This window comes from Oliverpabstia intestinalis (assembly GCF_009696065.1).
GTDB lineage: Bacteria > Bacillota > Clostridia > Lachnospirales > Lachnospiraceae > Oliverpabstia > Oliverpabstia intestinalis.
Genome location: NZ_VUMS01000026.1, coordinates 20,917 through 35,403, shown reverse-complemented (window position 1 = coordinate 35,403; position 14,487 = coordinate 20,917). Strand labels below are relative to the sequence as shown.

Here is a 14,487-nt window from a genome sequence, read left to right as displayed (position 1 = left end):
ATATTATGTAGCGACAGTAGGCAATATTACAGAAGAAGCTGTAAAAGAATATATACAGCAGCAAAAAGAAGAATCTAAAAGAGAAGATACACGACGGTAAGCCTCTTTCAGAGGCAAGCCGGTATGAATGCTTGAGGCATCCGCCTTTTAGGCGTGCAGGCATAGGACCCTTATAGGGTCAACAACAAACCACCACTTGAAGTGGTGGTTATGACTTAGTTACAAGTTAAATATCAAAAGGTTCTTTGCCTCGTTCAGCATTTATATAGAGATGAATCTATGAGCGATGCGGGGAACCTTTTTCTGTGAAAAAAATAAGGTTGAAAATTACTGTTTCTGAGAAAAGTCAAAAAAGCAGATTTTATAGAGAAAAAAGAGAGAAGTATAAAAAAATACACCACATGGTGCTGCAGAATTATGATACAATGAACAAAACGGGCTGCGGAAGTGACAGAAAATCCGGGCACACGAGAGAGGGAGAAGGTATGAACGCGAAAAAGTGGGATGTTTATGTATACGGCGATGTCAACATTGATATCGTGATCCCGGGAGTGGAAAAATTTCCGGAACCGGGACAGGAAGACGAAGTTTCCGTGATGGAAACATTTGTCGGCGGCGGCGCCGCATTATTTACCCTGGGAGTCGGCAAGCTGGGACTTCACCCGGTCTTTCAGGGAGAGGTGGGAGATGACTGTTACGGCGAACTGATCCGGAACAAATTTCGGGAAAGCCATGTAGATGATTCTTTGCTTGTGATAAGTAAGGAGTTAAAAACGGGAATCTCACTGAGCTTTACCAATGAAAAAGACCGCTCCTTTCTGACCTATCGGGGGACCAACGAAAAGATCAGTATTGTCAATGTAGATGTAGAAAAAGTAAAAGAAGCCGCACATATCCACGTGACCGGCTATGCAGGTTCCATCAATCATAACGAATATCTGGAACTGTTAAAGAAGATCAAGGCAGAGACACAGGCAACGGTTTCCTTTGATGTCGGCTGGGATTCCACCGGCGAGTGGAAACCGGAGATCCGGGATCTCTTCCCGTATATTGATGTGCTGTTTATGAATGAGACAGAAGCAGAACACTACGGAAGAAAAGAAAGTGCTGAGGAAGCTGCACGGGAATTTGCCCGGACTGCAGGTATGGCGGTTATCAAGATGGGCAAAAAAGGTTCCATCGCAGTGAAAGACGGCAGGTTGTATCAGGCCGCACCGTACATAGTGGAAGCCGTGGACACCACAGGAGCCGGAGATTCCTTTAATGCGGGATTTGTCTACGGATTCCTGAGAGGAAAATCCATGGAAGAATGCCTGAAATGCGGAAATGGGTGCGGAGCACTCTCCGTAACCGCGCTGGGTGGCAATACCGGATTTCCGACAGAGGAGAAGCTGGAAACATTTATCAAAAACCAGGAAACTATTGAGAGAAACAAATAGAGACAACAAGGAGGAAAAGGTTATGAAAATTGCAGTTATCGGAGGAGCAGGTGTACGTACCGTAATTTTTATCAACGGACTTTTAAAAAGATATAAAAAACTTCACATTGACGAAGTCGTACTCTACGATATCCAGGAAGAAAAACAGAGAATCATTGAAAAGTTATGTAAACATGTAGTGGAGAGAAACCACGAAGAACTGAAAGTATGGGCGGTATCCGATCCGGTGGAAGCCATCACTGGAGCAGATTATATCGTAACCACATTGCGTGTCGGCGGAGACCATTCCCGTGTTGTAGATGAAACAATCGCTCTGGATCTTGGCGTGATCGGACAGGAGACAACCGGTGTCGGCGGATTCTCCATGGCAGTTCGTACCATTCCGGTTCTGATGGAATATTGTGAACTGATCAAAAAATATGCACCGGATGCATGGATCTTCAACTTTACCAATCCGTCCGGTCTGGTAACACAGGCACTGCGAAGCGCCGGATACGACAAGATCATCGGTATCTGTGATGCTCCAAGCAGCACCAAGTTCCGCATGGCACACGATCTGGGGGTGGAAGAAGACGATCTGTATGTAGAATTCTTCGGATTAAACCACCTGTCCTGGATCCGCAGCGTAAAGAAAAAAGGCGAGGAAATCTTACCGGAACTGCTGGCGGACGATGCATTTTTACAGGGGGTACAGGAATTCTCCATGTTCGATCCGGAACTGCTCCGTTCCATCGGATTCCTGCCGAATGAATATCTGTACTACTACTATCACAGAGAAAAAGCACTGGAAAATATCCAAAAATCAGGTGCAACCAGAGGAAAGACCATCGAGAACGTTAATATTCAGATGATGGACGAACTGAAGCATATGGATATCGATGCCGATCCGGAAGGCGCACTGCAGATCTTCCTGTATTATATGCAGGTTCGTGAGAATTCCTACATGAGCATCGAGTCCGGTCTGGCAAAACGTCCGCTGCTGGAAAAAGGCCAGCTGGAAGTACCGGACGGTATGGGATATGCAGGGGTTATGCTGGACTGCATCGAAGGTATGCAGAGTGAAAAAGGAAAATATCTGGTACTGTCCGTAGAAAATAACGGAAGCATCCCGGGACTGGCAGATGAAGATGTGATCGAGACTACCTGTCTGGTATCCAAAGACGGCATCCATCCGGTCAGAGTTGAAGAAGTACCGGAACATTGCTATCTGTTGATCCGTCTGATCAAAATGTACGAAAAACTGACCGTAGAGGCAGTCAAAAATCAGTCCAAAGAAACCGCTGTACAGGCGCTGATGTTACATCCGCTGGTAAATTCGTATTCGCTGGCAAAACAGCTGGTAGATAAATATGACGAGGTTTATGGGGGAATCTTTCACTGATATCTGAGTGATAAAATAATAAGGCAATCAAGGTTTCCCCTGTATAACCGGGAAATTGTGTAAATATACAGGGGAAAAGTATGTGGGGTGTGGATAAGATGAAGATCCGATGGACGAATCAGGCAGAAGAACAGCAGGCAGAAGTTTTCTTGGAGAAAGGAAGGGCGACACCGGAAAACTTCCGGAAACTTGGGAAAAAACGGGGCGGTGACTGCTGGATCGTGGTAAAAAAAGAAGGATTTTCCGAAAAGGAATGGATACAGATGCTGTGCAATGGGGTGTGCAGCCTGTACGATGGTGCATATCAGTTTTCCCGGAACGGAGTGAAGATGCTGGGAAAACAGAAAGTATACGAAAACAGGGATTCACTGTGTGATTATGGAGATACCTGTTATACATTTGTATTGGAAGGCTCGGCGCAGGAAATAGCAGCGCTGGAGCGTGGGGAATTATTGGGACGTTGTAAAGGACATGCGAGAACTCTTGGAAATCTGCCGAACAATTACTTACATACTGAAGATTTAGCATCGTATGCACAGACGCTGGCGCAGGAGCTTGGAATCGACTGTGAAATTTATGGAGATCAGAAGCTGGAAGAACTTGGATGCGGCGCTCTTTTAGCAGTCAATCAGGGAAGCCGGAGAGAGGCTGCCATGGTAGTGCTTCGCTATGAGGGCGCACCGGGGGCAGACTGGACCTCACTGGTCGGAAAAGGACTGATGTTTGATGCCGGGGGGTATCATCTGAAGTCTGTCGATGGCATGAACGGCATGAAGTACGATATGTGCGGGGCAGCGGAAATGCTGGAGATGCTGGAGTATCTTGCTATACAGAAAGTCGAAAAAAATGTGATGGCAGTGCTGATGCTCGCAGAAAATGTGATCAGCCCGGATGCGGTAAAGATGGGTGATGTGATCACGACGCTGGCAGGAAAGACCGTGGAAGTCTACAACACCGATGCGGAAGGACGGCTGGTATTGTGTGACGGTATCACGTTTGCGCAGCGTATGGGGGCGCGCACCGTGATCGACCTTGCCACCCTGACGTATTCGGCACAGAGCGCCCTGGGAGATCAGGTGGTTGCGCTGTTTGGCAATGAGCGGGAAGCGCTTCGCATCTGGGAAGAAACAGCGGAGCAGACCGGAGAATATTACTGGCAGCTGCCGATGGGACCGATCTACCATAAGATGATCGAATGGTCGATCTGTGCGGACTTTGCCAATTATGCCCCGGGGAAAGGGGCAGGTGCCAGCGTGGCGGCATGTTTCCTGGAAAATTTTGTGGAAGATGGAACACAGTGGATCCATCTCGATATGGTGGGACCGTCCGTGGTACGCAAAGAAACCGATGAGATGGCAGAGGGAGCCAGCGGGGCGTGTATGAGTACCCTGGCGGCTTATCTGACGAGTACTGGTACATCGTTTTCGAAATAACCGTATCATTCATTTGTCTGCGAATCCGATTGCACAATTTAAAAAGCCTCAGCGTAGATCGCTACGCCTGCGTTTTTTGAACTGCACACTCGAATCCGTATCCTGCGTGAATGATACAGTTATTTACGAAACAATGTACCGGATAGCAATACACGGACGTAGAAGTTACGAAAACAGGAGAGAAGGGAAGTAGCGTTTCACAGAGAGGAAATGTTACGGGTGAAAAACGATGAATTTTACATTTGATGGCAATATCTCCAGAGAAGTTCTGGAAAATTACCTGTCCCGGAGTGTGACGGCAGCAGGTTTATATGAAAGCAAAACACTGGAAGATGATCTGCGTGCGATCCGGGAGATGGGTGTGAAATTTCTTGGAAGAGCATCAGGTATCTGGTATATGACGATGGATGACGAAGAGCATTTTCGGTTGTCAAAGGAACTGGCAGATAAAGTGCATGCCCAGGATCCGGAAGTGATCCTGCAGTCCTGCGTCTTTGAGTGGATCACACGCCGTATGGAGACAGTAGAGATCCCGGACTATGTGTTTGAAGCATTTGGTATGGAACCGGAACACCGGTGTTTTTGCCTGGATGATGCGTTGTTTACAGACGAATCCAGCGGATTTACCAGCAGGAGAGAGGATCCGGCAAAAGACGGGGGGATTCCGGATCTGTCCCGGCAGGAAGCAAGACTGTGGTTTTATTACCGGGCAACCCGATACATCGACTGTGGCTATGAGGCACTCCATATGGGGCAGGTGCACCTGTATACCGCGAACGATAAAGGAATGGCAAAAACAACAGAACTGTTCGGTATGATCCGCAAGTATGCGAAAATTCATGGAAGACGTCACAAGATACTGCTGGATGCACATACCCATGGGGTAAATATCCGTGGAAAATTGCTGTTTGATTATCATGCAATGCCATTTACCCGTATGCCGCTTCTGGAAGTGCCGGGAGAAGAGCTGGTACTGGTGCGCGAGGGCTACAGCGAAGGTGGAGAGAATCCAAATGGATGGTCCGCGAAAACTATGCCATACCTGATGGAATACGACAACTGGGGTGGACTGGTCGTTGATGACCGGGAAAATATACCGAGAGAAGAACTGGCCTGGAGAGACTGGTGGGGATACGACCAGATCGCCTGGTTTGCCAACCAGCCGGAGGAAGGCCGGAATCATTTTCTGGAATATACCTACAAGTGGACCGAAATCAATAATCCCAATGCATATTTCGAACTGCCGTTCCGCCGGATGATCCACAACGCGGAAGTGTCCATGAAGCGCGCAGATAACGGTCAGATGGATGCACAGGATTTCTATCAGATCAACACGAAGAGCGTAGCCTGCCCGATGGGATTCGATCAGGAAGAGACTGCAAAACGCCTATGGGCGACCGGCCACACGCTGCGGGAGAAGGCAGCCAATCCGGAGATGCTGATCCGCTATGGAGCAGAAAATGTCTGTGATGAAGAAACCGGAATGAAACTCCCGGAAAAAATTGTTGTTTACGGAAGTTTTCAGTCTCATGTGGGAGCGGTAAAGAATGACTCCAACAGTGAGCTGACCAGAATGTATTATATTGGTGATAATACGTATACCTTATCGGTGGTCATTCCGTTTGCGGGAACCTACGATTATTCTATTTCCACGTATGGAACGTTGTCTGCCACCTATCAGGCAGATGGCTATCCAAGGAGCGGTTCGTCGAATAAGGCATATTTCACTACCCGGAAAGATAACACCGTGGTACGGTTCCGCTATCAGTTCATCAGTAACAAGGTGACAATAGAGATGTTTGAATAAAAACAAAACGGGTGACAGATGTCGACAAAAACGGTATCTGTCATCTGTTTTTCACGTTACGGGAAATTGCTGTCCTGTAACGTAAGAAACGCCCCGCGAGGATGCGCACTGCGGCGTACAAGGCAGATGTCGCAAGCAATCTACGTTTCACTCCGGCCGTTGCTAAACAAGCGCCACTGGCGCGAGAATGTCCCTAGAGCGTGTCTGGAAAATCATTTCCGCAATCTGCAAGCCCCACTTTGCGGTATATTTTACCCTCATTCGGTTGCCGTAGCCCGCTACGCCGCCCTCATTCGGATAAAATCTCCCACAAACTGAGACTCGCAGCTCACGAAAAGCCTTTTTCAGACACGCTCTAGTACATCGTTTTCGAAACGAGTTTTGTCTCACTTACAGGAAAGTACTTTCTGATAAAATGCAATATATAAATATGCAAAAACGACAAATATAGACAAAGTGATACAAAAATGCACAATAAAACAAGAAAAAATTGTATAAAATTAATAAAAACTATTGAAAAATGTAAGAAAGTTGTGTATTATGAAGCCATAAACAAAGAGGAAACAGGAAGAGGAACTATGAATAACGAAGGAGGTGGTATCGTGGATAGGAGGGACCATGATCGATGCCAGGAGCTTTACGTAAAATATAGGCAGTTTATGTATTGGTACGTGAAAAAACATTTTCCGGATTTGCCAGAAGAAGACATTCGTGATATCCTACAGGAGGTGTGGACATCATTATTGAATGCAATCGACAAATTATATGATAAAGGCGATGAGGGTCAGTTTGCCTGGCTGATCAGGGTGACTCAGACCAAGGTAATTGATTACTACCGTTTCAGGAAAAGAACAGAAGAACTGGGAGAAAAGATTGGCCTTGCTTTACGGGAACAGCAGGAAGTCTGTTCTGTGCAGGACATAGTGATCGCAAGAATGATTGCAATGGAACTGGTAGAAGGACTGACAGAGGAAGAGCGGAGAATTCTGGCAATCGAGTATTTTTCTGATACAACCGGGGAAGTCTCGAACGCTTTCAAATGCAGACGAAGCCGGCTGCGCAGAAAGATCGAAGAAAGTCTTGGGATATTCAGGAAGAAACGTCGGTAATCTATCAGCACCATGTATTCGGATGATGTTATTCACTTCACCGTGAGACGGCTCTCGCCAGAGACCGGAGAAAGGATATTCGATGAAGAAAAGAGATAAAATATATGACAGTCCGGAATACAAGCAAATCAAAGAACATCTTCCTGAAATTTTGAAAGAACTGGAACGCGACAAAGGGCTGTCCCAATATCAGATACCGGAAGAATGGAATGGAGACTTCGAACGCATCTACCAAAAAGAATGCCGAAAAGAACACATAAAAAGACGAATTCTCGCAGGAGCATGTGCAGCCGTGATTCTTACAATCAGTGCAGTACATATAGGAACGCATCTGGAGTTTACATCGGTGGTTCAGGCGGATGATATTGGGAAAATTCATGAAACAGAAATAGAAGGCGATAGATATAAGTATTCACTATATGGAAACTCTGATGAAAATCAAAAAGAAATTTTTGCGGAGGATGATGAAATTTTCTTTACTTGTAATGATTTAGAACAATTAAATGTTGAAATGAAAGAGAAAATAAAAGCCCCATTATTTAGCATTAATGAGAATTTGGGGAAAGAGTATTTCATCAAAGATGCAACATATAGTAAAGTCCATAGAAATATTAATTATCGTATTGAATGGAATGAAAAATACGTTTATGTAAATCAACAAATGCAAATAGAAGATACAGGAAGTGGGGCAGTTGATGAAAAGCAAGCGGAGAAACAAGTTTATATTGAAAGTCTTCAGCAAACAGTACCAATATATTATAGTGCCCATGAGGGCAGTTTAAATTGTAATGTAGTACATGATAAATCAACATTGTTTTTGGTCAGCAATTTAAATATTGATGAATTTGAAAAAATTATTGAAAGTATTGACTACAAATAAGGAGAGAAATATGAAAAAATATATAGCAATGCTATTAAGTTGTATATTAATAATGAGTCAGGGAACCATTATTTTTGCAGGAGAAAATGATGACACAGAAGTGCAATATGAAATGGTAGAAATTAGTGATGAAAATATGCCGATTGGAGAGGGTATGGATGTTGTACCTTTAACACTGTATCTATCTAATGTATATACATCAATAGTTAAACTTAGTTCTACGAAGGTTAGTATCCGGGCGCAAGCGGTTTGCGCACAAACAGTAAAATCTATAAAAGTTACATATATACTACAAAAATGGAATGGAAGTAAATGGGTTGATGTGGCATCAGCCACCTCCACATCATATGATGTAAGTAATACACATAAGAGCTATTCTATATCTGGTTTATCTTCTGGAAAATATCGGTGCAAAGCAAATGCTCAAGCAACTGGCTATAATGGTTATTCTGAATCATTAGTTGGATATAGTTCAAGCATTAGTTTGTAAATAACATTCGGTAAAATCCCCTTCCATCAGAATTCATCGATCTGATGAGAAGGTGGTTTTATACCCTTACTCTCCAACAATTTATCTTCCAAAAAGTAAGGGTTTCAGTCATTGCAGAGGAACAAGAGGCAACCGCATCCGCTGAAGTTCCCTGTGATGGCTGTTTTTGACTTCCTGTCCAGACAATACTTTGAATATGAAAATGTGGCGAAGAGATTCCCTTACGGGGGCTTCGCCACATTTTTTAAGTTTCAGGAATGTCTGTAATTTCATCTGCCCGGTATTGATTGAAGATTCCGCGTACTGCCTGGTGCAGCTGTGGCTTGAGTTCTTCAAGACCTACCGGCTGCTGGTAAAGGATCGAATTGTAGCTGGTTCCACTGACCAGTTCGAGAATCATGTACATCATAAGCTCCGGAGAGTGGTAGGTATGATTGGCATTTTGAAGCATGCTATCATAGATAGTATGAATGGATGGAGTATCTTCGCTCGGTGTGAAGAACAGTGAGTTTTTGAAAAATCCCCAGCTCAGATGTTTGGATAAGAGGCGTACCAGATTCAGATTGTTTGCCAGCTGATCTAAAATATCATCCATAATAAAGATCACCTGATCTTCAAAATCCGTGATTTCTGTGTGCTTTTGCAATGCCAGATAAGAAGTCTGAAACACCTGGCTTGCCTTGTGGGCAATCAGGTGATTGCGGATATCGTATTTATCTTTGAAATAAAGGTAAAACGTTCCTTTTGCCACGCCTGCATTTTTAACAATATCTGCAATGGAAGTTTTATTGAATCCATTGTCTATAAAGAGAGAGAAAGCGGAATCCAGCAGGGATTCCCTTTTTTGCTGTTTGTTGTGATCGACTTTTCTCATACCGGGATCAGCCCCCTTCCTGTCGTTGTTTCCCATATTATAAGGAAATATCCACAAAAAAGTCAAATGAAAATTGGTCATTTTTATATTTTCGGAAAGTTGCATAAAATACAAAATGACTTTTAGTCAACTTTTTGCGGAATAAATATTGACTAAGAGTCATTTTTAAGGTATAACAATAAATGACCAAAGGTCAGTAAAACGACCGGCGGAAATATGATAAGAGAAGTTAAGGGAGGAATATAATATGGAGAAGCTGGGAAGGAAGATCGTCAGGTTTCGAATTCCGATATTTATCATCGGATTGTTGTTGCTGATTCCATCCGTCTTTGGATATATCAACACAAGAGTCAATTATGATGTACTTTATTATCTGCCGGATTCCATCGAGACGATGCAGGGTCAGGATATCCTGGTGGATGAGTTTGGAACGGGAGCCTATTCGATGTTTATCTGCGAGGGCATGGAAAACAAAGATGTGGCAAAGTTAAAAGAACAGATTGAAGATGTGGAACATGTCAGCAAGGTTGTCTGGTATGACAGTTTTGCGGATATCAGCATTCCGATGGAGATGTTGCCGGAGGACATCAGAGAGGCCTTTAATGCAGACGATTCCACGCTGATGTTTATTATTTTCGATACGACGACCTCTGCCGATGAGACTATGGATGCCATCGAAAACATCCGTGCACTGGCAGGCAAACAGTGCTTCTTAAGCGGTATGTCAGCCATCGTCACCGACACCAAGAACCTGGCAGAATCCGAGGTTGCAATCTACGTCCTGATCGCAGTCGTTCTCTCCTGTATCGTTCTGGCACTGACCATGGAATCGTATCTGATCCCGGTATTTTTCCTGTTAAGCATCGGCATGGCGATCCTGTATAACATGGGAACTAATATTTTCATGGGCCAGATCTCCTACATTACAAAAGCACTGAGTGCAGTCCTTCAGCTGGGTGTTACGATGGACTACTCGATCTTCCTGTGGCACAGCTATCAGGAACAGAGAGAAAAAGGCGAAGAGGATCACAAAGAGGCAATGGCAAAGGCTATTGCGGCAACGATCAAATCCGTAGTCGGAAGCTCGATTACAACGATTGCCGGATTTATCGCCCTGTGTTTCATGAGTTTTACCCTGGGTCTTGACCTTGGTATCGTTATGACCAAAGGCGTTGTATTTGGTGTGATCTGCTGTGTTACCGTACTTCCGTCCATGATCATGATTTTCGACAATGCACTGGAGAAAACAAAACATCGTCAGCTGATCCCGGATTGTCCGAAGATTTCTGATTTTGTGGTAAAACACCATGTGATCTTCGCAATCTTATTTGTGGTATTGTTTATCCCGTTTGCTTATTTCCAGGCACATGCAAGTGTGTACTACAACCTGGATGCCAGCCTTCCGGATACTCTCCCAAGTGTTCAGGCAAATACAAAACTGTCGGAAGAATACGACATGGGTGCGGCACATATGATCCTGCTGGATAAGGAGCTGGATGCCAAACAGAAATACAACATGATTGCCGATATCGAAAAGGTAGACGGTGTAAAACAGGTACTTGGTCTGGAAAGTATCATCGGACCGGCATTTCCGGAGAGTATGATCCCGGAGGATGTGAAAGAAATCCTGGAGAGTGATAACTACGAACTGATGCTGATCATGAACGAATATGCGGTAGCATCCGATGAGGTCAACAGTCAGCTGAGTGAGATCAACACGATCCTGAAACAGTACGATCCGACCGGTATGTTGGTAGGTGAAGCACCGTGCACGAAAGATCTGATCGAGATCACCGACCACGACTTTGCAGTGGTCAGTGCGGTATCGATCCTGGCAGTGTTCTTTATCATTTTCTTCGTGTTTAAATCGATCTCCCTTCCGGTGATCCTGGTTATGGTCATCGAGGGTGCGATCTTTATTAACATGGGTATCCCGTTCCTGACGGGAACAAAACTTCCGTTCATCGCTTCCATCGTTATCGGAACGATCCAGCTGGGTGCGACCGTAGATTACGCGATCCTGATCACCAGCCGTTACGAGAAAGAGCGCGGAGAAGGTAAAAGCAAGAAAGATGCGATTCAGATCGCTCACAAAACCAGCATTCGACCGGTTATGGTATCGGCGTTCAGCTTCTTCGCCGCTACCTTCGGTGTTGGTATGTATTCTCAGATTGATATGATCAGCTCGCTGTGTCTGCTGATGGCAAGAGGCGCGCTGATCAGTATGTGTGCAGTATTATTATTCCTGCCGGCTATGTTCTGGCTGTTTGATGGATTTATTTGTAAAACCAGTCTGAATTTCAGACGGAAACATTAGGAGGGGATCGTTATGAAGAGAAAATATGTACAGGCAATGATGACAGGTATGACAGCAATGCTGGCAGTAACCGTTCCGGTAACGACTGTTGCCGCAGCGACTCCGGAAAAAGAACAGACCGTCTATGTCAATGCCGACCAGAATGGAAATGTAGAAAAAGTGATCGTCAGTAACTGGCTGAAGAATACAGACAAAGAAAGCACGCTCGAGGACAACAGCGAACTGAACGATATCACCAATGTAAAGGGTGAGGAAAGCTATACCCAGGGAAGCAATGGCAAACTGGTATGGGCCGCAGACGGCAATGACATCTATTATCAGGGAGAAACCAGCAAAGAACTTCCGGTATCGGTAAAAATGACATACTTTCTGGACGGCAGGGAAATCAGTGCTGCAGATCTGGCAGGAAAGAGCGGAAAAGTAAAGATCCGTATCGATTATACCAACAATTCTTCCCAGAATGCGAAGATCAACGGAAAGAAAGAGACAATTTACACACCTTTTATGATGGCAACCGGAATGATCCTTCCGACTGATACTTTTACGAATGTAGAAGTAACCAACGGTAAAGTGATCTCCGATGGAAATAATAACATCGTCCTGGGAATCGGTTTTCCGGGACTGTATGACAGCCTGAAACTGGGTGATCTGGATTCCTTCAAGGACAAAGAAAGCCCGGATTATGTGGAAATCACTGCAGATGTGGAAGATTTCTCCCTGGCGCTGACCGCTACCGTGGCAACTACCGGTACACTGAATGAACTGGGCCTGGATGACATCGATGATCTGGATGACTTGCAGGACAGCCTTGATAAACTGACCGAATCTTCCACCGCACTGGTAGAAGGAAGCCGTGCACTGCAGGAAGGCATCCAGGAACTGGACAGTTCCGCAGATACCCTTGTGGATGGTCTGAACAGTGCCGATGATGGCGCGGGACAGTTAAAAGATGGTATTGATACCATGAACAACAGCAAAGGAACTCTGATCTCCGGTATCGATAAACTGGTAGCAGGTATGGAAAGTCTGGGAAGCGGTGCAGGAAGTTTACAAAGTGGAGTGAAATCTTATACCGATGGTGCAGCACAGTTAAATGCCGGTATCGATCAGGTAAATACGGGAGCAAAACAGCTGAATGCGGGAATCAGTCAGCTGAATGAAAAGAAAGCAGCTTTGCTTTCAGGTGTTTCAGATCTGGCTAAAGGCGGAAAACAGCTGGAAGCTGGCGCATCGAGTCTCCAGTCCGGACTGGCTGTGTATACAAAATATGTAAATGATCTGGATGCCGGACTGGAACAACTGGAAGAATCAGTGCAGGGAGCACTCGGAATGGCAGCGTCCTTACCGACCAGGGCAGGTGATGTGGCTGCAGCATGTGGAACAATCACGGACGGAGCAACACTGGTAAAAGACGGTGCCGATCAGGTCAGCGAAAATGCCGGAATAATAGGAAGTAAAGTAAAAACGATAAAAGATACTGTAACAACAGCAAAAAAAGCAGTTGAAACAGCACAGAGTGAAGCTGCTGATATGCAGAAGAATGTAACTATTGATGCGAAAGAAGCCAGTGATGAAGTAGTTAAAAGTGTGAAAGACTCTGCAAAAACCGCAGCTAATCAAGCAGCAACTTCGCAGGCAAACAGTAAATTGAGTGAAAAAGTATCTAATGTAAAAGCTATACTGGCAGCAGCAAATGTATCGGAAGAAGTACAGAATCAGGTTCTGGCAGAACTTGGCGGAGATATGGATATCAATGTTGATGATGCGATTGAACAGAGCGCAGCTGCAGAAATTGACACCAGTAAAGTAAAAGTGACTGTGAATGCAGAAACACAGAAAAACCTTGCAACAGCAAAGGAAACGCTGGAAGCAGTAGATGCTGGTCTTACCGGTGCAGAAAGCGAACTGGCAGCAGCACAGGGAAATATTGAAAAGCTGGAGGACGGTGCCAATACCCTTTCGGACGGAAGTAGTAAGTTGACATCCGGTGCTGGAGAATTTGGGACTGCAGTAGGAAAACTTAATGGATTTGCGACAATGGCAGGTGAACTTTCAGATGCTGTGGACACATTGCATAAAGGAAGCAGTGGGCTGGTCGATGAAAATGATACAATGAATAATGGAGCAGCAGCTCTGACAGCCGGAACCCAATCTCTGAACAGCGGACTGACAACCCTGGCATCCGGTGCATCCGCCCTCAGTGACGGTGTCACACAGCTGGCACAGGGCTCCGCATCCTTGACTCAAGGAACCGAAACCCTGAAAAAAGGATCTGACACCCTGATCGCAAACAACAGTACCCTGAAAGACGGAACAGCCAAACTGGTAGCAGGAAGCAGTGCCCTGATCGTCGGTGGCAAAGCTTTGCAGTCCGGTGGAAATACGTTAAGTGCAGGTATCCAGAAACTGGCAGACGGTGCCACACAGTTGAAGTCTGGAACCAAAAAACTGGCAGATGGCGGCGTTCAGCTGAAAGACGGAACTACGAAACTGGCAGACGGCTCCACAGAACTGGCAGACGGTATGGAAGAATTTGACGAAGAAGGAATCCAGAAGATTGCAGATCTGGCAGGAGACGATCTGACGGCACTGATGGATCGTCTGGATGCAGTGACAGAAGCTGACAAAGACTACACCGTATTCGATGGCTGGGAGAAAGATACAGATGGCAGCGTAAAATTCATTATCGAGACGGCTGCAATCAAGTAATTGCTTCAAAAAGTTGAGGAAAATATCTGCAAAAGATAAAGTCAGGAC

General features: G+C 45.2%; 11 protein-coding genes and 1 pseudogene. 10 read left to right on the top strand and 2 right to left on the bottom strand.

The features are described 5' to 3' along the window. Positions 1-485 precede the first annotated feature (485 nt). The 5 genes and pseudogenes from FYJ57_RS12175 to FYJ57_RS16585 all read left to right on the top strand — a co-directional run. The gene (locus tag FYJ57_RS12175; protein WP_117526033.1) at positions 486-1,439 is read left to right on the top strand and encodes a carbohydrate kinase family protein; all 954 of its coding nucleotides are present in this window, start codon (positions 486-488) and stop codon (positions 1,437-1,439) included. A 22-nt stretch (positions 1,440-1,461) separates the two neighbouring features. Continuing rightward, entirely contained in the window at positions 1,462-2,820 is a 1,359-nt protein-coding gene (locus FYJ57_RS12170) for a family 4 glycosyl hydrolase (RefSeq protein WP_154432847.1), read from the top strand. An 80-nt stretch (positions 2,821-2,900) separates the two neighbouring features. Next, a complete protein-coding gene (locus FYJ57_RS12165; RefSeq protein WP_154432846.1) occupies positions 2,901-4,253 on the top strand; it encodes a M17 family metallopeptidase in 1,353 nt (450 codons plus the stop codon). Between the two features lie 229 nt (positions 4,254-4,482). Next, on the top strand, positions 4,483-6,060 hold the full coding sequence (locus FYJ57_RS12160; RefSeq protein ID WP_154432845.1) for a hypothetical protein: 1,578 nt from the start codon (positions 4,483-4,485) through the stop codon (positions 6,058-6,060). 18 nt (positions 6,061-6,078) lie between these two features. Further along, a pseudogene (locus FYJ57_RS16585) lies at positions 6,079-6,324 on the top strand (hypothetical protein); the annotation flags it as partial. On the opposite strand, the gene FYJ57_RS16365 reads toward FYJ57_RS16585, so the two are convergent. Beyond that, positions 6,223-6,450, bottom strand: a complete 228-nt coding sequence (locus FYJ57_RS16365) for a DUF6783 domain-containing protein (protein WP_328597485.1) — start codon at positions 6,448-6,450, stop codon at positions 6,223-6,225. The pseudogene FYJ57_RS16585 and the gene FYJ57_RS16365 sit on opposite strands and share 102 nt — an antisense overlap. 188 nt (positions 6,451-6,638) lie before the next feature. On the opposite strand from FYJ57_RS16365, the gene FYJ57_RS12155 reads away from it, so the two are divergent. From FYJ57_RS12155 to FYJ57_RS12145, 3 genes are all read left to right on the top strand, one after another. Next, positions 6,639-7,169 carry an RNA polymerase sigma factor gene (locus FYJ57_RS12155; protein WP_205839978.1) on the top strand — a complete coding sequence of 177 codons (531 nt, stop codon included), beginning with the start codon at positions 6,639-6,641 and terminating at the stop codon, positions 7,167-7,169. 82 nt (positions 7,170-7,251) lie between these two features. Beyond that, complete coding sequence (locus tag FYJ57_RS12150; protein WP_154432843.1) at positions 7,252-8,049, top strand: hypothetical protein; 798 nt, start codon at positions 7,252-7,254, stop codon at positions 8,047-8,049. Positions 8,050-8,059: 10 nt separating this feature from the next. Further along, the gene (locus FYJ57_RS12145; protein WP_118576915.1) at positions 8,060-8,539 is read left to right on the top strand and encodes a hypothetical protein; all 480 of its coding nucleotides are present in this window, start codon (positions 8,060-8,062) and stop codon (positions 8,537-8,539) included. Between the two features lie 244 nt (positions 8,540-8,783). On the opposite strand, the gene FYJ57_RS12140 is transcribed toward FYJ57_RS12145, so the two are convergent. Beyond that, complete coding sequence (locus FYJ57_RS12140) at positions 8,784-9,413, bottom strand: TetR/AcrR family transcriptional regulator (protein ID WP_022172777.1); 630 nt, start codon at positions 9,411-9,413, stop codon at positions 8,784-8,786. Positions 9,414-9,660: 247 nt separating this feature from the next. On the opposite strand from FYJ57_RS12140, the gene FYJ57_RS12135 reads away from it, so the two are divergent. Continuing rightward, entirely contained in the window at positions 9,661-11,730 is a 2,070-nt protein-coding gene (locus tag FYJ57_RS12135) for an efflux RND transporter permease subunit (RefSeq protein WP_154432842.1), read from the top strand. Positions 11,731-11,742: 12 nt separating this feature from the next. Continuing rightward, positions 11,743-14,439: a YhgE/Pip domain-containing protein gene (locus tag FYJ57_RS12130; RefSeq protein ID WP_154432841.1), complete on the top strand. Its 2,697-nt coding sequence runs from the start codon at positions 11,743-11,745 to the stop codon at positions 14,437-14,439. Positions 14,440-14,487 lie beyond the last annotated feature (48 nt).

What these genes read in the sequence shown, in the direction of transcription:
- FYJ57_RS12130 (WP_154432841.1), top strand. Translation starts at nt 11,743, where the DNA reads ATGAAGAGAAAATATGTACAGGCAATGATGACAGGTATGACAGCAATG.
- FYJ57_RS12135 (WP_154432842.1), top strand. Translation starts at nt 9,661, where the DNA reads ATGGAGAAGCTGGGAAGGAAGATCGTCAGGTTTCGAATTCCGATATTT.
- FYJ57_RS12165 (WP_154432846.1), top strand. Translation starts at nt 2,901, where the DNA reads ATGTGGGGTGTGGATAAGATGAAGATCCGATGGACGAATCAGGCAGAA.
- FYJ57_RS12170 (WP_154432847.1), top strand. Translation starts at nt 1,462, where the DNA reads ATGAAAATTGCAGTTATCGGAGGAGCAGGTGTACGTACCGTAATTTTT.
- FYJ57_RS12155 (WP_205839978.1), top strand. Translation starts at nt 6,639, where the DNA reads ATGAATAACGAAGGAGGTGGTATCGTGGATAGGAGGGACCATGATCGA.
- FYJ57_RS12160 (WP_154432845.1), top strand. Translation starts at nt 4,483, where the DNA reads ATGAATTTTACATTTGATGGCAATATCTCCAGAGAAGTTCTGGAAAAT.
- FYJ57_RS12175 (WP_117526033.1), top strand. Translation starts at nt 486, where the DNA reads ATGAACGCGAAAAAGTGGGATGTTTATGTATACGGCGATGTCAACATT.
- FYJ57_RS12150 (WP_154432843.1), top strand. Translation starts at nt 7,252, where the DNA reads ATGAAGAAAAGAGATAAAATATATGACAGTCCGGAATACAAGCAAATC.
- FYJ57_RS12140 (WP_022172777.1), bottom strand. Translation starts at nt 9,413, where the DNA reads ATGAGAAAAGTCGATCACAACAAACAGCAAAAAAGGGAATCCCTGCTG.
- FYJ57_RS12145 (WP_118576915.1), top strand. Translation starts at nt 8,060, where the DNA reads ATGAAAAAATATATAGCAATGCTATTAAGTTGTATATTAATAATGAGT.